This window comes from Actinoplanes sp. CA-030573 (assembly GCF_050951115.1).
Lineage (GTDB): Bacteria > Actinomycetota > Actinomycetes > Mycobacteriales > Micromonosporaceae > Actinoplanes.
The window spans coordinates 1,902,728-1,921,131 of sequence record NZ_CP192038.1 but is presented as its reverse complement, the minus strand read 5'-3'; the positions used below and the strand labels follow the sequence as shown (position 1 = coordinate 1,921,131).

The window sequence follows — 18,404 nt, the reverse complement described above, 5'->3', positions numbered from 1 at the left end:
GGAATTGGACGTAAATGCCCAAGTAGCAATGCGTGCTTTTGCCGGCACTTAAAGTACGCAAGCAGAAATTGGATCTATCTTGCTCAGTGCACATCGTCTGAGCTGGCAGTACCTTCCCGATCGTCAAAGGTCTGCCGACTCTAAAGAGGTCCGGTGGGACGGCGAACAAGAAGCACGGTTGGTCCGGTACGCGCGCCCTTCAGCCTTACCCGATTGGACTACGGGGTTCGATAGGTAGCTCACAGACGGCCGCCTCGACCTCAGGACCGGTCTGCGCCGGATGGAATGCGGCTCAGCGGGACCAGTCCGCCAGCCCGTCCAGGCCCTCATCGCGATACCAGCGGATCCAGCGATGCGCCGCCTGCCGGGACACTCCGACCCGCTCGGCAACCTCGGTCACCGACACCCTGGCTCCAACGTCGACCATGGCCCGATACCGCTGCTCTGCCATGGCCAACTCCGCCAGCACTCCGCTGAGTGTCACGCATCAAGTGAAGCCAGGGTGTAACGCATCAAGCGGAGTCAGACATTGGACGCGTACATCGGCGGACGCTCCTATTGTCGTCAAGCCACGGGCTTGGTGATCGAGGTTGTTCAGTCGCCTAGGAACATGAGTGACGTGCCTGGGGTCGTGGCGCACTGCTCAGCAAGCGCCCGGAGGCGAAGTAGGCCACGGCGTTCCGGCCCGGTGCGGGCGAGCGGACGTAGTCTGTCGATATCCGAGATCAATTGGGGCATTTTGTCTCGGGTCACGTCCAAATCACCGTGCGCGTCTACTTGGCTGAGGACGAGGAAGGTTGGGTCTGCGGCGGGCAGCAGCCGGTCGAAGTCGCCGGCCGCATCGAAGCTCCCCCCGTCAGGGTCGGGCAGCATGGTGAGCTGCTGTCCTGCTCGGTGAAGGCGCGCCTGGATTCCCATGTACGGATGATCTCTCAGGCGATGTCGTGCGGCCAGATTGTCAGCAGGTGGCAGAAGGCTTCTCGGGCGATGTAGCGCTTGAGGCACCGCATGATCTCAGTTTTGCTCTTGCCTTCGGTGGTGCGACGGGCGACGTAATCCCTGGTTGGTGGGTGACACCGCATACGGACCAGCGCGACACGCCAGAGCGCACTGTTGGCATCTCGGTCGCCGCCGCGATGTAGCCGGTGCCGATCGGTGCGTCCGGAGCTGACCGGGATCGGGGCGGCGCCGCAAAGGCGAGCGAACGCGGCTTCCGAGCGCAGCCGGCCGGGGTTGTCGCCGGCAGTGACCAGCAGCTGTCCAGCGGTGTCGACGCCGACACCGGGCAACGCGACGAGGTCGGGGGCGGTGGCCGTGACGAGGGCCGTGAGGTGGACGTCGAGGTCGTCGATCTCGGCCTGCAGAGCCAGCCAACGGCGGGCGAGGCTGCGCAGCGCTGCCTTGGTAGCGGCGGCCGGATCGGTCACCGGACCGGGCCGCAGGCTAGCGCAGCCGCGGATGCGATGTTTGCCGGTCAGCCCACGCAGCGACTGCCGGACGGCCTGCGGAGCAGACACGATGAGGGCGTCGATCTGATTACCAGCCTGGATGCGGGCCTTCATCGCGCCGCGTCGGGCAACCCTCAGGGCGCGAATCATCTCGACATGGGCATCACGTGACTTCGGAGTACCCGACGCGCGTCCGGACAGGACGGCACGGGCAGCGGCTTCGGCGTCGATGAGGTCGGACTTGCCGTTGCGGCGGCGTGTGGAACGGTCGGGGCGGTCGACCTCGATGACGGTGAAGCCGTAGTCGGTGAGGAAACGCAGCAAGCCCGAGCCGTAGCTGCCGGTGCCTTCCATGCCGACCTTGTCGACCGGTCCGAAAGACTCCGCCCAGGTCGCCAACTGGGCGTACCCGCGCGTCGTGGTCGGAAAAGATCGGGTGTCAAGGAGTCTGCCGGCTTGGTCCAACACTGCTGCCACGTGCACGTCGGCGTGCGTGTCGACGCCTACCGTCACCGTCGTCTGATCGCCCATCTTTTCTCCTTCGCCATGTCCGACAGGGCTCTCGATCGCGGGTACCGGGCTCAACGTGGGACGGCACGGGGATCAGGGACGGACCCAGGCTCCTAATCAGGTCACTACGCATCCGGTGCCAGCACCGAGAGAAGGTAATCCCGGCGGCGGGACGACGGGTCAACTTGAAGGCACGCAGCCGGTGAGAACTAGGGTCAGACCCGACCGCCGAGATCACCATGAAGATGATCCCCGTGAGAACTTTCTCTACATCTTCAAGGGCGGCCCTGTGGGCCGCCGCGCGAGCCACTTTCGCCGGCCGTCCGCGCCTTGCCGCTTCGCTCCCGGCGCGGTCGGCGGTGGCCACCCGCGAGACCGGCGGACACGCCGAAGCCCCGACATCCTCACGATCGGGGAGGCGCGGGGGCTCTGCTAGATCTGACACAGACGACTACCGACCGGGATGGCGCCAGGCGCTCTGCCACCGGACCGCGCCGTGCGAGAACGCCGACGGTGGGCACGGCCTCCGGCCCTCCAACCCGCAGCAGTCCTCCGGCGGCCGAGGCTCCGCCCCTGGACCCGGGCGACTCCGGGATGTCGGGCCCGGCCCGGCGTCCCGTCGCGCACCGGAGGCAGCCAGACCGCGTGCGACTGGTCCAGGTCGTTCGTCGGTGGGCCGATTCACCTGGATCGGCCGGAAGCGGCCCGGCCGTGCACGGCTGGCGCGACGGGTTGCCAGCGCCGGCAGAGCTGTCAACCTGCATGCGATGGAGAGGGAAGCTCAAGGAACGGCGGTCGGGTCCATACTTGTGGGCGCAGACATGTCAACGGTCGCGACGGTACGGTGCCGGCCGGACAGACGGCGCGCGGGGGACATGGGGTGGCGGATGCGCAAGATCTCGGGGGCCACGGTCGGCCTCGCCGCCGCCGCGGTGGTACTGCTTGCCGTGGTGACCAATGTCGCTACGAGCACGATTGAGCTAGCCGGCTGGGCGAAACCGTGGGTTTGGGCAGCGACCGCGGTCCTGGGTGCCGCTGTCGTGCTTTACGAGCTGTACCGCCACCACGTGGACAAGCCAGCGGCCGCTGTGCTGGATGTGGACGCCGCCATTGAATCGTTGGCCGTCGGGGTTGGACGGCGCTGGCACGACGAGGAGCGGCGGTGGCGGGTGCACGACCCGTATCCGCTGCCCGTGCGGTGGGATGTCGGTCCGGCCCAGTTGACCGATCATTGGGCGAACATCCGGAAAGCACCGCCGGGCGTCGAGTCAACGCCGCTGGCGTTGGCGGCCGACATGGAGAAAGTAGCGGCGGTCTATCGGCGTATCCCGTCGGGGCGGTTGGTCGTCCTCGGTAGAGCCGGCGCCGGGAAGACCGTCCTGGCGGTGCGGCTCGTTGCGGACCTGCTAGCACACCGCGATCACACCGAGCCGGTCCCGGTGCTCTTCGCGGCCAGTTCCTGGGACCCCTTGGCGCAACCGCTGGACATCTGGCTGGCCGCCCGTCTCGTTGAGGACTACCCGGGCCTGGCTGCCCTCGGAGCGACCGGGGCCACCTTGGCTGCCGAGCTGGTGCGCGCGGCGCGGATCCTCCCCATCCTGGACGGCTTCGACGAGATCGCAGCCGGATTGCGTACTGCCGCGTTGTCTCAACTCAACGACACCACCGGTCCGCTAGTGCTGACCAGCCGCGCCGAGGAGTACGCGGATGCTGTCGCTGTCGCTGACGTGCTTACCGCCGCCGTGGTAGTCACCTTGGCCGACTTGGCGATGGCCGACCTGGCTGTCTACCTCACCCGCGCCACTGCACCGACCGTAAGCGCCCGGTGGGTGCCGGTGTTGGCCGCGCTGGATGCGAAACCGGTCACCCCAACCGCAACCGCGCTCGCCACCCCGCTAATGGTCTACCTCGCCCGAACCGTCTATGGCGATACCCCCGACCACGATCCCAGTGAGCTGCTCGACGCCACGGTATTCCCCACCTCCGACACCATTGAAGACCATCTGCTCGATGGGTTCATCCCCGCCATCTATGACCGCCGCAAATCTGGCACGCGCAAAGCGCTGCCCTGGGACGATCCGGACCATGCCCAACGTTGGCACAGCTACCTCGCCAGGCATTTGTGCCGCCTCAACAGTCACGATCTGGCCTGGTGGCAACTGCGCGACACAATCCCTCCCGCCATCCGCCTCATCACGATGGGGCTCGCGGTTGCCCTTCCGTCCGTGCTTACGATTGGGATGAGCGTCGCGCCCCTTTACGGTCTCGCGTCCGGGTTCTTAGTCGGGCTCGCGATCGGGCTCCCTTTCGCGCTTCCAAGCACAGGGCCGAAGCCGACCAAAACCAACCTTCAGATACACGGACGGGTTGGGCGTGTGCTCCTGAAGTTCGTCCGATGGCTCCTAATCGGGCTGGTGACGGGGCTGCTGGTCGGGCTCGTGGCCGGACCCTTTGTCGGACTCGCTATTGGAATCTGGGTCGGTCCCTTGTTCGGGTTAGTATTGATTGTCCTCGAAGACCTCGCGTCTATTCCAGACATCAGCACCGCTGCTAGCCCCGTCGAGACTCTCCGGATGGACCGTAGCCGGACGGTCACCGCTATCATCGTGGCCGGCCTCGTGTCCGGTATTGTGTACGGCCTCGTGACCGGTCGCCTGACCGGTCTCGCGGTTGGGCTCTCGTTTGGGCTAATAGTTGGATTCTTACCAGCTTGGGGTCAATGGCTTGCTACCACACGCATTTGGCTGCCACTCACCGGCCAAATGCCCTGGCGAATAGTGGGCTTCCTAACGGACGCGCATGATCGCGGAGTCCTACGTCAAGCCGGCGGAATTTACCGTTACCGCCACGTGCGCCTCCGCGACCGGCTCGCAGACAAGCAAGATCACAACAGCTAAGGCAGGGTGTGCCAAAGCGCTTCCGAGCCTGTCCGCGGCCTGCTGGCGACGGCTGAGGCTGAGCAAATCGGCCGTGGCAGGCTCACGGCGGTCAGCAAATCCGCTCTCACCTTACGGATCAGACGGTTAAGGCTCGTGACGTCTCAGAACGCCGCTAGCCCTGAGCTGGTGATTGGCACACCTGTGCTGGTCAACAGATTGGGTTGACCGAGCTGGGGGTCAAGGGGTCGCAGGTTCATTGCGCAGCCCGCAGTCGCCGCACTAGACCGTTTGCGGCGCATCTGGACTCGTCGCCTCTGGCGGCCCTGCCGGGGGCGGCCTGCGGCCAGCCTCCAACTGCGCCTCCGGGGGGCGCTCGGAGAAGAGCCTTCCCGCCACGCGCCGGAGGCAATCAGACCGAGCCACCGGGGGCAAGCGGTGGAGCGTGCTTGCCCCCGCCGTCCCGGCCCGATTGGGCTGCGCCCGCGCGACGGGAAGCCTCCAGCCCTCTTGTGACTTAATGATCATTGGGAACTGTGCCGAATACGTGCCGAAGTTCTAATAGATCGGACACCGCACTAGCGCTCCGACCCTGGTCACCACGTTGCTAAATGCCGTGTCTACTACGCCCTCCGGATGCGACGCTTTCACGGCCCTACCCACGGCACGCATAACCGTTGCGGGGCAACACTCTGGAGTTTTCAAGGTACGAGGACAGGTTGGAAGCCGGCCTACGGACGAAGGCTCAGTGCAGCGCGGAGGAAGTTTGCGCTCAACCGGGCCTTACCGATCACGCGGACATCGCCGGTTCGGCGCTTCGTCTTGGCGGACCGCGCAGCCTCCGGCAGCCGGGGCCGGCAGCCCCGGACCCCGCACGAAGGCCCTGCCTCCGGCGGGCGCTCTGGGCCAAGCCTTCCCGCCACGCACCGGAGGCAATCAGACCGGGTGGCCGCAGGCAAGCGGTGGAGCTTGCTTGCCTGCGGCCACCCGGCCCGATTGGGCTACGCCCGCGCGACGGGAAGCCTTGGCCCACCGTTGGCAACAAGCTCGACGGGCACACGCTGGGCACAACCCAGACGAGAAAGCGGTGTAAAACGACGGCAGTCGATGACAACCATCGCCGCAGGTCAACCGGCATTTGCAGGCTGTTTCTGCAGGTGACCGCTCCCCCGCGTTTGGTTCGAGATGTACTACAACGTCTGACGCGTTCCGGCCGCCGACCTGAGCTTGGGGTCGCGGCGGCAAACGCGGCGATCGGCGGTCGTCTCCGGCATCGAGCCGGAGGCGGCCGCCGCTTCTACGTCCGCGGTGCACTCCTATGTCATCATTGCCGCATGGGTGCCGGGTCCCTTCGCCGCACGGCGGTCGCTGTGGCCGTCGGCGTGTCCGGGAGCGCCCAAGTCATCGCGGGCTTGCCATCGCACCCGACCGCCCTCCAAGCGATCTGCCTGTCGTTGACCGCGCTAGGCGGTAGCGCGGCGGCACTTTGGTCGCTCGACAAAGCAAGCCCAGCTCCACATGGCGAAAAAAAACGGAGCGCAATCAGCCAGGTTGCAAAATGCGGTATCGCAGACAGCCGTTTCACCGCGGTTCGATTCGCGGTTGCCCGCTGACGGGCCGAAGCGTTGGCGTCGACCCCGCTCAGCGCCCGATGGCATGTGCGTCAGGCGATTCGCGAGGCCCGGGAGCGGGCGCAACTCACGCAGGAAGAAGTCGCCGGGCAACTGGACTGGTCGGTAAGCAAGTACCGGCGTATGGAGTCCGGCGATGTGGCGATCTCCGTTCCGGATCTCCAAGCCTTGTTCGGCCTCTACACGGTTGATCCGCACGAGACCCGTGCCATCATCGCCGATGCCCGGTTCGCGAGGAGCCGGCAGTCGTCTTGGTGGAACGCGCCCGCGTTCACCGCGTACCTGAGCGCCGCTCAGCTGGTCGTCGCCCAGTACGAACTGGACGCCAAGTCGATCAGCAGCTTGGCAACGGTGACGATCCCGCCGCGCATGCGTTCCCCGGAGTACGCGACCGCCCTCGCCGCCTCGACCGTGCACCGCATCCCGGTCGAGGAGTTCCTCCGGCACGAGGCGGACCGCCGTCGCCGGTTCGCCGCACGGCTGCCGCACATCGAGGTGAGGCTCTTGCTCGACGAGTCGATGCTCCACCGCGATCCGGGCGGCCGGATGGTCCTCCAAGATCAGCTGATGGAACTGGTCACCTTCGCCCAGGGTTCCACCGTCGACCTCCGCATCCTGCCGTTCGCCGAAGCCGCGCGGCTGGGCCAGTCGACCGAGTTCGAGATGTTGGAGCTGGAAAACGACCACTACGCCGTCCACGTGGGCGGGAGACCGGAAGGAGCGATCCTCGAACCCGGCGACGCGGGCACCTACCGCGAGGTCTTCGAGACTTTGCTGGCGTCCGCGCTGTCCCCGGTGGAAAGTCTTCGCCTGCTGCAGGGCCGGATCAACGAGCTGGACCGTTGGTGAGCGGCCAGCGTCACAGCACCTGTCCATGATCTGACCGGGCGGCGAGGGCGGGAGCCGATAGCGTCGGACGGACGGAAGGCGACGATGGACGAACCGGCGCAACTGACCGACCGCGACAAGCTGCAGAAGGAACTGCTCTGGAGCCACTATGCCGAGTTCCGGGCGACGGCCCGCCAGGTCGAGGTGACCCGGTCGAACGCGACCAACTACGCGATGCTCGTGGCTTCCGCCCTGATCGCTGTCATCTCGCTCGACAAGGCGGTCAACCGCAGCGATCGGCCGCTCTGTGTGGTGCTCGTCGAGGTTAGCTTCTTCGCAGCGCTCTACGCCTTCGCATACGGCGAGCGATACCTCAAGAACAAGCGACGCGCGCACTTCGTGCTGCTGGAGATCGATCGGCGATTCTTCGACGACCGGCCCGCCTCCGGCCGACTACATGGACTGAGCCAGGCGGCCGACGCGGGGGAGGGCCGGTTCACCGGCGTCTTCGGCTGGATCAACCGGATCGCGTTCTCGACGCACCTGTTCTGGGTGATCGTGCCGCTGGTCATCTTTGTTCTCGGATGCCTGCTTCTGATCCAGACCTTCGTAGCGTGACCCGGCGGCGGCCGCCTCCGCTTCGCGTTCCGGCCTGATGCGGCCCCTCTACGCCAGCAAAGTTATGGAAACCACCCCGACCGCAAGCCAGAACGCCACGATGACCAGCGACAGAAGCCGGTCGACATTGTTCGACGAGAGGTTCTCCCATGGGGATGGCTTCTTCGTCTTCTTGAAGTCTTCCCATTGGGCGTCGAGCCCTGGCCCCTCGTTCAGACGGCGCTCGGCCGTCGCGACCCGGTCACGATGGAACTCGATGTAGAGCGTGTTCCGCGAAAGCAGAACGAACCACAGCACGGACGCCAGGAAGCCGACGATCGCTACCAACAGCAGCAGCACGAAGTCGGACGTGGTGCCGGTCCTCCCGTTCTTCAGCGAGAACCCCACCGCGGCGACCAGGAAGCTGTTGGTGGCCAGGAAGGTCTTGTTCTTGTCCTGTCGAAGTGTGTCGTAGTGCTTCCACCAGTCCAGGCTTTCCGCACGCTGCGCTTCGTCCCGCGCGTCGCTCTGGCTCTCCCCCATCGTCAGCACCGTCCGAGTTCGCTGGTCGCCGTCCACCGGTAGTCCTCACTCTGGCCGGCATGCGAGCACCGGTCGACCGGGAAGGCGACAGCTCCCGGTTCGTCCGTGATCTGACCCCGCATCGGGAGAGGGCGCCGCGCCAAGGGACGGCGGGACGTGATCGGGTGGGTCGTTCAGGCAGAATCGGAGCGTGGACATCGCGGTGCTCGGGCCGGTCGAGCTGCGCGACGGGGGCGGTGAAGCCGTACCGGTCGCGGGCGCCCGTCTGCGTACGCTCCTGCTCCTGCTCGCGCTCGACGCCAACCGCGTGGTGTCCGCCGATCGGCTCATCGACGGCGTGTGGGGTGACGAGCCGCCGCAGGCGGCGGGCAACGCGCTGCAGGCCCTGGTCTCCCGGCTGCGACGGGCGGCGCCCGGCCTGACCATCGAGTCGGCGGCCGGCGGCTACCGGCTGGAGATCGACCCGGCGAAGGTCGATGCCGTCCGGTTCGTCCGGCAGGCGGACATTGATCCGCGGACGGCGCTCGACCTCTGGCGCGGCGATCTCGACTTCCCGGAGGTGGCGCGGGCCGACGCCGTCCGCCTCGAGGAGCTGCGGCTGGCCACGCTGCGCCGCCACCTGGCGAGCCGGCTCGACCGCGACGATGTCGTGCCCGAGCTGGAAGGCCTGGTCGCCGCCCATCCGCTCGACGAGCCGCTGGCCGGGCTGCTCATGCGGGCCCTGCAGAAGCAGGGCAACCCGGGGCGGGCGCTGGAGGTCTACGAAGGGCTGCGGCGCCGGCTCGCGGAGGAGCTCGGCGTCGATCCGACGGCCGAGCTGGCGGCCGTCCATCTCGAGGTGCTGCGGGCGCCGGGCCCGGCGCGGGGCAATCTGCCGGCCGAGGTGAGCAGTTTCGTGGGGCGCGATGCGGACGTACGCGAGGTGTGCGCCCTGATCGACGCCAACCGCCTGGTCACGCTGCTCGGTCCGGGCGGCAGCGGCAAGACCCGGCTCTCGGTCGAGGTCGGCGGCCGCCGCGGCGGTGAGGTCTGGCGGGTCGAGCTCGCCCCGGTCACCGATCCGGCCGAGATTCCGCAGGCCATCCTGAGCGCGCTGGGCCTGCGCTCCCAGGTCCTGATTGCCCGGCCGGCGACCGGCGAACGGCTGACGGCCGCCGAACGGCTGACGGCCGGCGAACGGCTGACGGCCGGCGAACGGCCCGCGCCGGCCGAGACGCCGCTGGCCCGGCTTTCCGAGGCGCTCGCGGCCCGCGAGCTGCTGCTCATCCTCGACAACTGCGAGCATCTGATCACCGCCGCGGCCGAGGTGGCCGATGTGCTGCTGCGGGCCGCGCCGCGCCTGCGCCTGCTCACCACGAGCCGGGAACCGCTCGGCATTCCGGGCGAGCGGATCCATCCGGTCGAGCCGCTGGCTCTCCCCCCGGTGGGTGCGGATGCTGCCTCCGCGTCCGCCTTTCCGGCCGTACGCCTGCTGCTCGACCGCGCGCCGGGCCTGGTGCTCGCCGACGACACCGTCGAGCCCGTCGTCCGGGTCTGCCGGGCCCTCGACGGCATGCCGCTGGCCATCGAGCTCGCCGCCGCCCGCCTGCGCACCCTGCCGGTGACCGTGCTCGCCGACCGCCTGGCCGACCGGTTCCGGCTGCTCACCGGCGGCAGCCGGGCCGCGCTCCCCCGCCATCAGACGCTGCGCGCGGTGGTCGACTGGAGCTGGGATCTGCTGACCGAGGACGAGCGGCGGCTCTGGCGCCGGTTCGCCGCCTTCCACGGTGGCGCCGAGGTGCTCGCGGCCGAGCAGGTCTGCGCCGCCGACCTCGGCCTGCTCGGCGCGCTGGCCGACAAGTCCCTGCTGGTGCTGGGCCCGGACGGCCGCTACCGCATGCTCGAGACCATTCGCGAGTACGGCTTGGAGCGGCTGGCCGAGGCGGGCGAGTCCGAGTCCCATCGGCTCACCCTGGCCCGCTATCTGCTGTCGCTGGCCGACGAGGCCGAGCCCCGGCTGCGCTCGGCCGAGCAGCTGGTCTGGCTGCGCCGCCTGGCGGTCGAGCACGACAACATGCACGGCTCGATCCGGGCCGCGATCGACGCCGGCGACAAGGCGACCGCGGCGGCGTTCGTGGCCCGGCTCGGCTGGTACTGGTGGCTGCGCGGGCACCGGATGGAGGGCGCCGGCCTGGCCGTCGAGGTGGCCGCCATGCCCGGCGAGGCCGACCCGGAGGACCTGGCGCTGACCCACACGTTCGCCGCCATCAACGGGCTCGAGGGTGCGCTGGCGATCGACTCGGTCCAGGAGCACTTCCTGGCGGCCGAGGCCCACGGCGCCGGTCCGGACGCCAGGCATCCGGCGCTGCGCCTGCTCAAGCCGCTGGCGACGATCTTCGAGAACCCCGACCCGGACACCGGGTTCGCCGTGGTCGCGCCGCTCTTCGAGGACCACGACGCCTGGCTGCGGGCGTCGGCCAAGATGATCGTCGGCCACCTGCGGCTGAACTTCGGGGACGGCGGCGAGGCCGCGGTCGCCGACATGCAGGACGCGCTGGCCGGGTTCCGGGCCGTCGGCGACCGCTGGGGCATCGGCTTCACGCTCAGCGCGCTGGCCGACATGGTCGCGGCCGAGGGCGACTTCGCGCAGGCCGTGCGCCGGCAGCGGGAGGCCGCCGCGCTGATCCGCGAGGTCGGCATCCGCGAGGACATGCCGCAGCTGGAGGCCAAGATGGCGCACCAGCTGTGGCTGGCCGGCGAGCACGACGAGGCCCGGCGGGTGCTCAAGCAGGCGCGGGAGACGGCCGAGGAGATCGCCCTGCCTGAGGTTCTGGCCTCGGTGCAGTACGGCTACGCCACCATCGCCCGGATGACCGGCGACCTCGACGAGGCTCGCGACATGATCACCCGGTCGGCCGCGATGATGTCGAACCCGGCGTTCGCACCGCAGTTCGGCGCGATGACCCGCAGCACGCAGGGCCTGATCGAGGCCGCGGCCGGCGAGCTGGCCCGGGCCCGGAGTTACCACGAGGAGGCGCTGCGGATCGCGGTGCGCTCGCGGGACGCGCCGGTGGTGGCGATGGCCGTGGTCGGCTGGGCCGACCTGGTGCTGCGCGAGGGCGACCCGGAGCGGGCGGCCTACCTGCTGGGCGCGGCCGACGCGGTGCGCGGCGCGCGGGACGCGACCGTGCCGGACACCGGCCGGGTCGAGGCGGAAGCCCGCGCCGCCCTGGGCGACGCGGGCTTCGAGGCGGCCTACCGGCGGGCGGCCGGGCTTTCGGTGCCGACGCTCCTGCCGGCGATCGGCCTCGAGGAGCTAGACCCGGCGGCGGAAGGCCCAGACCGAGAGCGGGGCGAAGACGGCCAGCAGGACGACCGCCCAGATCACTGACTGGGTGACCGGCGTGGCGACCGGGCCGCCGTTGAGCAGGGCGCGCACCGCGTCGGCGAGGATCGACACCGGGTTGACCTTGACCCACGCCTGCAGCCAGCCGGGCATCGTCTCGGTCGGCGCGAACGCGTTGCTGGCGAAGGTCAGCGGGAAGAGCAGCACGAAGCCGAAGATCTGCACCTTCTCCGGCTCGCTGACCAGCATGGCCACCAGCACCGACATCCACGACGTGGCGAAGGCGAAGAACAGCAGCAGCGCGTACATGCCGGCGACCTCGGCCGGGCCGGTGCCGATCCGGAAGCCGAGGATCGTGCCGACGACCAGCAGCAGCGTCACCGCCCACGCCTGCTTGACGACGTCGGCCAGGATGCGGCCGGCCAGCGGCGAGAAGCGCGAGATCGGCAGCGACCGGAGCCGGTCGAAGACACCCTTGCTGATGTCGGTGTTCAGGCCGACGCCGGTGTTGAGCGTGGCGAACAGCAGGTTCTGCACGATGATGCCGGGCAGCCCGAACGCCAGGTACTCGGCCGTCGACCCGGCGATCGCGCCGCCGAAGACGTACGTGAAAAGCACCAGGAACATGATCGGCTGAACGCTGAAGTCGAGCAGCTCGAACGGGTTGTGCTTGATCTGCACGAGGGTGCGCCAGGCGAGCGTGGCGGTGTTGCGCACGGCCACGACCGGGCTGACCCGGGCCTCGATGGTCGTGGTGGTCATGCGTCGCTCCCTTCCGAAGAGTCCGAGGCGGTGGCGGCGTGCCCGGTGAGCGTGAGAAAGACCTCGTCGAGGCTGGGGCTGCGCAGGGCGAGCTCGGCCACCGCGACGCCCTTCTCGTCCAGCCGGCGCACCAGCGTGGCGAGCGCGGCCGGGTCGGTCACCGGGGCGCTCACTACCGGGCCGCTCAGGTCGACGGCGCCGGAGGCGATCGAGCCGACCAGCGCGGCGACGATCTCCCGGTCCTCGTCGGACGCCGGCCGTACGGTGACGGTCTGCGCCCCGGTGCGGGACTTGAGCTCGTCCGAGGTGCCGGTGGCGATGACCTTCCCCTGGTCGATCACCACGATCTCGTCGGCCAGCTGGTCGGCCTCGTCCAGGTACTGCGTCGTCAGCAGCACGGTGACGCCGCCGGCGACGAGCTCGCGGATGATGTCCCACATGTCGTTGCGGCTGCGCGGGTCGAGGCCGGTGGTCGGCTCGTCCAGGTAGAGCAGCCGGGGGTTGCCGACCAGGCTGGCGGCCAGGTCGAGCCGCCGCCGCATGCCGCCCGAGTACTTCCCGGCGGCCCGGTCGGCCGCGTCCGCGAGCCGGAACCGGCCGAGCAGCTCCCGGGCACGGGCCCTGGCGTCCCGCCGGGACAGCCCGAGCAGGCGGCCGATGAGCAGCAGGTTCTCGACCCCGGTCAGGGTCTCGTCGACCGACGCGTACTGGCCGGTGAGCCCGATCAGGCTGCGCACCTGGTGGGCCTGCTTGACGACGTCGTATCCGCCCACCGTGGCGTGCCCGGCGTCGGGCTGGATCAGGGTGGCGAGCACCCGCACCGCGGTGGTCTTGCCGGCACCGTTCGGCCCGAGCAGGCCGAGGACGGTCCCCTCGCGTACGGCAAGATCGACGCCGCCGAGGGCGACGGTGTCGCCGAAGCGCTTGACCAGCCCTTCGGCGACGATCGCGTTCGTCATGAGTTGACTCCCGTCATGGTTGCGTTGACGGGAGTCAGCCTGCCGGGGACCGCTGACACGGCGCTGACAAGCCGTGTCAGCGGATGTCAGAGGGGCGACTACGCGACGATCCGGTCCGATTCCTGGACCGCAGTCGAACGGACCGTCTCCATGGGCGTCCAGACGAGCAGGGCCAGGGTGAAATAGACGTAGAGGTTGCTGCCGACGATCCGCAGCGGCGGGAAGGGCTCGAACTCCCACGCCCACAACAGCCGGGACGTCATGATCAGGTAGGCGGCGACGGCCAGGCCGAGAAGCCGGCGGTCCGGCCGGGACGCCTTTCTCTGCTCATCCCTTCGCGCGGGGGCGAAGAGGCCGTGGTCGGCGCAGCGGATCAAGGCGGGGATCAGCCAGACGCAGTGGTGCACCCACGTGACCGGGCTGATCAGGCAGCCGACGACCCCGCTCAGCGCGAGCCCGCCGAAGACGTCGGCGGGCTCCCGGCGTACGCGCAAGGCCCAGAAACCCAGCGTGAGAAGCACGCAGACCAGCCACACCGGGGTGGGGACCGCGTCGATCGGCAGGCGGGCCAGGAAGCCGCGCTCGGACTGGTTGGACACGTAGGACAGCACGCCGACCCGGTTGGTGTCCCAGAGCGCCGAGGTCCAGAACTCGCGGGTCTCGTCGGGGAAGACCGCGCCGCCGAGCAGGGTCGCGCCCGCCGCCGTCGCCGCCGAGACCGCCGCCGCCCGCCAGCGCTTGGTGATCAGCAGATAGAGGATGAAGACGCCGGGGGTCAGCTTGATCGCGGTGGCCAGGCCGATGCCGGCGCCCGCCCACCGCCTGCCCCGCGCCACCCCGAACAGCATGTCGCCCGCCACCAGCGTGAGCAGCAGCGTGTTGACCTGGCCGAAGCTGATCGTCTCGCGCACCGGCTCGAACGAGAGCGCGAGACAGATCGCGACGCCGAAGCCGAACCACATCGGCTGACCCCAGCGCTTGAGCATCGGGCCGGCGAACCACCAGGTCAGCAGCGCGGTGGTCAGGACGGTGGCGATCACCGCGATCACCACCACGACGACGTACGGGAGGACGGCCATCGGCGACATCAGCAGGCCGGCGAAGGGCGGATAGGTGAAGCCGTACGGTGTGCCGGGCCGCATCCAGTCGTAGACCATGCCGCCGTCGCCGTGGAACCAGTACTGGATCGCCCCGTAGTAGACCTTCGAGTCGAAGTAGCGGTTACGGTTCTCGGCCAGGTAGTCGATCAGCAGGGTCAACGCCACGAGCAGCGACAGGATGACGATTTTTGGCTTCATGCCACGCTTTTCCGTATTTGTAGCCGAAGTACCCGAGCAGGGCGGTCATCGCGATCGCGCCCTGCGTCCTGGTCGCCAGCGCGAGGTTGTAGCCGTCGGGCATACACAGGGCGGCGACCACCGCGCACGGGATGATCAGCCAGCGGGTCTCCCGGCGGACCGTCGGCGCCAGCAGGGCCAGGGCCCAGACCGCGTACCAGGGATGGAAGACCGGCGCCAGGACGACCGTGGCCGCCAGCGCGTAGGCGGCGTAGCGCAGCGGGTCCCGCGTCCAGGCCCGCAGCCAGAGGACGACCAGCACCACCGCGAGCAGGACGATGCCGATCGCGCGGGTGACCGGGACGGCGTCCACCCCGAACACGCCGATTGTCAGGCCGACGGCCGTGGCCGGGGAGGTCCACTGCACCGAGACGCCGCTGCCCTCGAGCCCGGTGATCCAGCCGAGGCCGCGCCCCGACGCGAGCGAGACGACCAGCAGGGCACCGATCACGCCGGCCAGAAGCGCCGCGATTCTGGCGCCGTTCGCACGCAACCGTGGAGCGCTTCCCGGTGTCTGGTAGGACGCGACCAGCAGTACGGCGAAGGGCACGACGACCACGGCCGTGGCCTTCACCCCGATCGCCAGCCCCAGCAGCACGCCCACCGCCACCGCCGAGAGCAGGGAGCGCCGGATGACCGCCACCGTCAGCCCCGCCAGCAGGAAGCCGACCATCACCGCGTCGTTGTGCGCGCCCGAGACCAGGTGGATGGGCACCAGCGGGCACGCCAGCACGAGGAACACCGCGCGCTCGGGTGGCACCCCGCCCCGCCGGGCCAGCGCCGGCAGGCACACCGCGATGAGCGCCACGCCGAGCAGCGCGATGATCCGCAGACCCGCCAGCGTGCCGGCCAGGTGGCCGCCGCCGAGCTTCGCCGCCAGCCCGGCCAGCAGCAGAAACACCGGACCGTAGGGCGCGGGCGAGTCCCTCCAGGTGGGCGCGACGGCGTCGGCCCACGGACAACCAAGACCATGGACCCCGCCGGCGTACGGGTCGAGCCCGGCCGCCTGCTGCCATCCCTGACACGCGTACGAGTAGATGTCGTAACTGCCGAGCGGAAGGAACGCGACGAATGGCGCCAGCCACAGTGCCGCCGTGACGTAGGCCCACCGCGTCGACGGCACCTGCCGCCGGCCGGCCCACCACGCCCCGATCAGCAGCGCCGTGCCGAAGAGCCAGGCGAGCGGCAGCACGACGCCGTTCTTCCCGGTGACGATCGTGCCCGGAGTAATCGTCGGCTCCCACGGGCGGTGCGCGCCACCGAGCCAGGCGGCGACCGCAAGCAGCAGACTGCCTGCCAGGCCCGCGTATCGGACGAGGGCGGGGCGGGACATGGCGGCCACCCTACCGTGACAGGCTGCAACCACCGGACCGCCCGGTAGGGTCGGGCGCGTGGTGGCCCGGCACCGGCTCGAGTGGGGCACGGCCGTGCTGGCGGCCGTGCTCGGCGTGGCGTACCTTCTGCTGCCGCCGATGGGCTCCGACCTGTCGGCTCAGGTGGCGCGGGCCGACTTCTTCGCCGCCCACGGCTACACGCCGATCGACCTGCGCTGGTACGCGGGAGTGGACCAGCTCGGCTACAGCCTGCTGTCGCAGCCGGTGATGGCGCTGCTGGGCGTGCGGGTCACCGGCGTCCTGGCGCTGATCGCCGCGTCGGTGCTGCTCGCCGTGCTGTTCCGGCGCACCGCGGCCCCGCGACCGTGGCTGGGCGCGCTGGTGGGCACCGTCTGCGTGGCCGGCAACCTGGTGAGCGGGCGGGTGACGTACGGGCTCGGGGTCGCCTGGGGTTTGGCCGCCCTGACCCTGCTCGCCGTCCCCCGGTGGCGCTGGCTCGCGGTCGTGCCGGCCCTGGCCGCCGGCGCGACGAGTCCGGTGGCCGGCCTGTTCCTGGGCCTGGCCGGCGCCGCGCTGCTGCTCGCCGGCCGGGCGACGAGCGGCCTGCTGATCGCCGTGCCGGCCGCGGTGCCGCTCGCCCTCACCGCCCTGCTGTTCGGCGACGGCGGCTGGATGAACATCAGCCAGACCGACACGCTGCGGGCGGTGATCGCGAGCCTGGTCGTGGCCGTGCTCGTCCCCCATCGAGCGGTCCGCGCGGGCGCCCTGCTCTCGGCGCTCGGCGTGCTGGGCGCCGCGCTCGTGCACACCCCGGTCGGCCTCAACGCGACGCGCCTGGCGGTGATGTTCACGCTGCCGGTGCTGGCCGCCTACGCCGCCCCGCCCCGATGGCGCCGGCCGGCCGGCGGAGTGCACCAGGTGGACGGCGCCGGCAGCGCGCACCCAACCGACAGCGCGCACCAGGGCATCGCCGAGCACTCTGCCGGCGGGCACTCGACCACCTCACCCCGGGCGCCGCTGTGGACGGTGCTTCTGCTCGTCGCGGTGGCGTGCTGGTGGCAGCCTCCGGTGGTGACCGGCGACCTGCGCGATCTGGGCAATCCGACGGCCGATCCGGCGTACTTCGGCCCGCTGCTGGAGCGGCTCGGGCAAGAGACCCTGACCGGGCGGGTGGAGATTCCGCCGACCCGGGACTACTGGGAAGCGGCCCACATGGGGGACGTGCCGCTGGCCCGCGGCTGGCTTCGCCAAGCCGACATCGCCCGGAATCCTCTCTTTTTCGGAAACATCCCGGGAGCGCAGGGCACCGGGGAAGCACTCACCGCCGGCACCTATCGCACCTGGCTGGACGACGTCGCGGTCCAGTTCGTGGCCGTGCCCGACGCCGAGCTGAGCTGGTCGGGCCGCCCCGAGGCGCGGCTGGTCACGGCCGGGCTGCCCTACCTGACCGAGATCTGGCGCGGCGCGCACTGGACGCTCTACCGGGTCGCCGACGCCCGGCCGATCGTCACCGCCCCGACGACGCTGGTCGCGCAGGACGATACGTCGGTCACGTTCCGGGCCGAGAACGCCGGCAGCGTCGTGGTCCGGGTCCGCTATTACCGCTGGCTGCGGGCCGACGGCGGGGCGACGGTGTCGAGCTCGGGCGGGTGGGCGCTGGTCCGCGTCCCGCAACCCGGCACCTACACGCTGTTCAGCTGATCCGAGCTCGAGCGGCTCAGAGCGGCTCGATCACCCGATTCCGGGCGTGCTGGTAGATCACCGAACTGCGGAAACCGACGATCTCCCGCCGGCCGGTGAACTTGTCCATCAGGAACGAGTGCAGCGCATCCACGCCCGGGACCGCGACGTGCACCAGGAAGTCGTCGCCGCCGGCCACCACGAACACCGCAAGCACCTCGGGCAGCCCGGACACGTACGCCTTGAAGCCCTCGATCACGTCCCGGCTCATGGGCCGGACCTGCACATGGAGGAACGCCTGCACATGCCGGTTGAGCGCGGCCAGGCTGACCTCCGCGTGATAGCCGGTCAGCACCCCGCGGCCGACCAGCAGCCGCACCCGCTCGAGGCAGGTCGACGGCGCGATGCCGACCGCGCGGGCGAGATCACGGTTCGTCTGCCGGGCGTTGCGCTGCAATTCCCGCACGATTGCCGAATCAACGTCGTCCACGACCGCCCATTCTGCCCCCGCGCCGAACATCATTCGGCGCAACCCCGCGGTCCCCCACCAAGCGCCTAACTTTCGCTTTCGACA

General features: G+C 69.8%; 14 protein-coding genes. 5 read left to right on the top strand and 9 right to left on the bottom strand.

Annotated elements, in window-relative coordinates:
- Positions 1-292: 292 nt before the first annotated feature.
- The 3 genes from ACQP2F_RS08985 to ACQP2F_RS08975 all read right to left on the bottom strand — a co-directional run bounded on the left by ACQP2F_RS08985 (position 293) and on the right by ACQP2F_RS08975 (position 1,979).
- Positions 293-451: a helix-turn-helix domain-containing protein gene (locus tag ACQP2F_RS08985; RefSeq protein WP_433302408.1), complete on the bottom strand. Its 159-nt coding sequence runs from the start codon at positions 449-451 to the stop codon at positions 293-295.
- 143 nt (positions 452-594) lie between these two features.
- Complete coding sequence (locus ACQP2F_RS08980) at positions 595-918, bottom strand: hypothetical protein (RefSeq protein WP_433300419.1); 324 nt, start codon at positions 916-918, stop codon at positions 595-597.
- A 14-nt stretch (positions 919-932) separates the two neighbouring features.
- On the bottom strand, positions 933-1,979 hold the full coding sequence (locus ACQP2F_RS08975; protein WP_433300417.1) for an IS110 family transposase: 1,047 nt from the start codon (positions 1,977-1,979) through the stop codon (positions 933-935).
- Between the two features lie 866 nt (positions 1,980-2,845).
- On the opposite strand from ACQP2F_RS08975, the gene ACQP2F_RS08970 reads away from it, so the two are divergent.
- The 3 genes from ACQP2F_RS08970 (at position 2,846) to ACQP2F_RS08960 (ending at position 7,911) form a co-directional block, all read left to right on the top strand.
- Entirely contained in the window at positions 2,846-4,855 is a 2,010-nt protein-coding gene (locus ACQP2F_RS08970) for an NACHT domain-containing protein (protein WP_433302406.1), read from the top strand.
- A 1,637-nt stretch (positions 4,856-6,492) separates the two neighbouring features.
- A complete protein-coding gene (locus tag ACQP2F_RS08965) occupies positions 6,493-7,314 on the top strand; it encodes a Scr1 family TA system antitoxin-like transcriptional regulator (RefSeq protein WP_433302404.1) in 822 nt (273 codons plus the stop codon).
- Between the two features lie 84 nt (positions 7,315-7,398).
- The gene (locus ACQP2F_RS08960; protein ID WP_433302402.1) at positions 7,399-7,911 is read left to right on the top strand and encodes a hypothetical protein; all 513 of its coding nucleotides are present in this window, start codon (positions 7,399-7,401) and stop codon (positions 7,909-7,911) included.
- A 48-nt stretch (positions 7,912-7,959) separates the two neighbouring features.
- Here ACQP2F_RS08960 and ACQP2F_RS08955 read toward each other — a convergent pair whose 3' ends face one another.
- Positions 7,960-8,469 carry a RipA family octameric membrane protein gene (locus tag ACQP2F_RS08955; protein WP_433302400.1) on the bottom strand — a complete coding sequence of 170 codons (510 nt, stop codon included), beginning with the start codon at positions 8,467-8,469 and terminating at the stop codon, positions 7,960-7,962.
- A 154-nt stretch (positions 8,470-8,623) separates the two neighbouring features.
- Here ACQP2F_RS08955 and ACQP2F_RS08950 point away from each other — a divergent pair, with 154 nt between their 5' ends.
- Entirely contained in the window at positions 8,624-11,803 is a 3,180-nt protein-coding gene (locus ACQP2F_RS08950) for a BTAD domain-containing putative transcriptional regulator (protein ID WP_433302398.1), read from the top strand.
- On the opposite strand, the gene ACQP2F_RS08945 is transcribed toward ACQP2F_RS08950, so the two are convergent.
- From ACQP2F_RS08945 to mptB, 4 genes are all read right to left on the bottom strand, one after another.
- Positions 11,729-12,520, bottom strand: coding sequence for an ABC transporter permease (locus tag ACQP2F_RS08945; protein WP_433302396.1), 792 nt, complete (start codon positions 12,518-12,520; stop codon positions 11,729-11,731). The two genes, ACQP2F_RS08950 and ACQP2F_RS08945, sit on opposite strands and share 75 nt — an antisense overlap.
- Complete coding sequence (locus tag ACQP2F_RS08940) at positions 12,517-13,479, bottom strand: ATP-binding cassette domain-containing protein (RefSeq protein WP_433302395.1); 963 nt, start codon at positions 13,477-13,479, stop codon at positions 12,517-12,519. Before ACQP2F_RS08940 ends, ACQP2F_RS08945 begins: the two co-directional genes overlap by 4 nt.
- A 98-nt stretch (positions 13,480-13,577) precedes the next feature.
- A complete protein-coding gene (locus ACQP2F_RS08935) occupies positions 13,578-14,777 on the bottom strand; it encodes a glycosyltransferase 87 family protein (protein ID WP_433302393.1) in 1,200 nt (399 codons plus the stop codon).
- Positions 14,701-16,149 carry a polyprenol phosphomannose-dependent alpha 1,6 mannosyltransferase MptB gene (mptB, locus tag ACQP2F_RS08930; protein WP_433302391.1) on the bottom strand — a complete coding sequence of 483 codons (1,449 nt, stop codon included), beginning with the start codon at positions 16,147-16,149 and terminating at the stop codon, positions 14,701-14,703. The genes ACQP2F_RS08935 and mptB overlap by 77 nt, the downstream gene beginning before the upstream one ends.
- Positions 16,150-16,288: 139 nt before the next feature.
- Here mptB and ACQP2F_RS08925 point away from each other — a divergent pair, with 139 nt between their 5' ends.
- Positions 16,289-17,851 carry a hypothetical protein gene (locus tag ACQP2F_RS08925; protein WP_433307398.1) on the top strand — a complete coding sequence of 521 codons (1,563 nt, stop codon included), beginning with the start codon at positions 16,289-16,291 and terminating at the stop codon, positions 17,849-17,851.
- A gap of 16 nt (positions 17,852-17,867) precedes the next feature.
- Here the strand turns inward: ACQP2F_RS08925 and ACQP2F_RS08920 are convergent, their stop codons facing one another.
- Complete coding sequence (locus ACQP2F_RS08920; RefSeq protein WP_433302390.1) at positions 17,868-18,320, bottom strand: Lrp/AsnC family transcriptional regulator; 453 nt, start codon at positions 18,318-18,320, stop codon at positions 17,868-17,870.
- Positions 18,321-18,404: the final 84 nt, after the last annotated feature.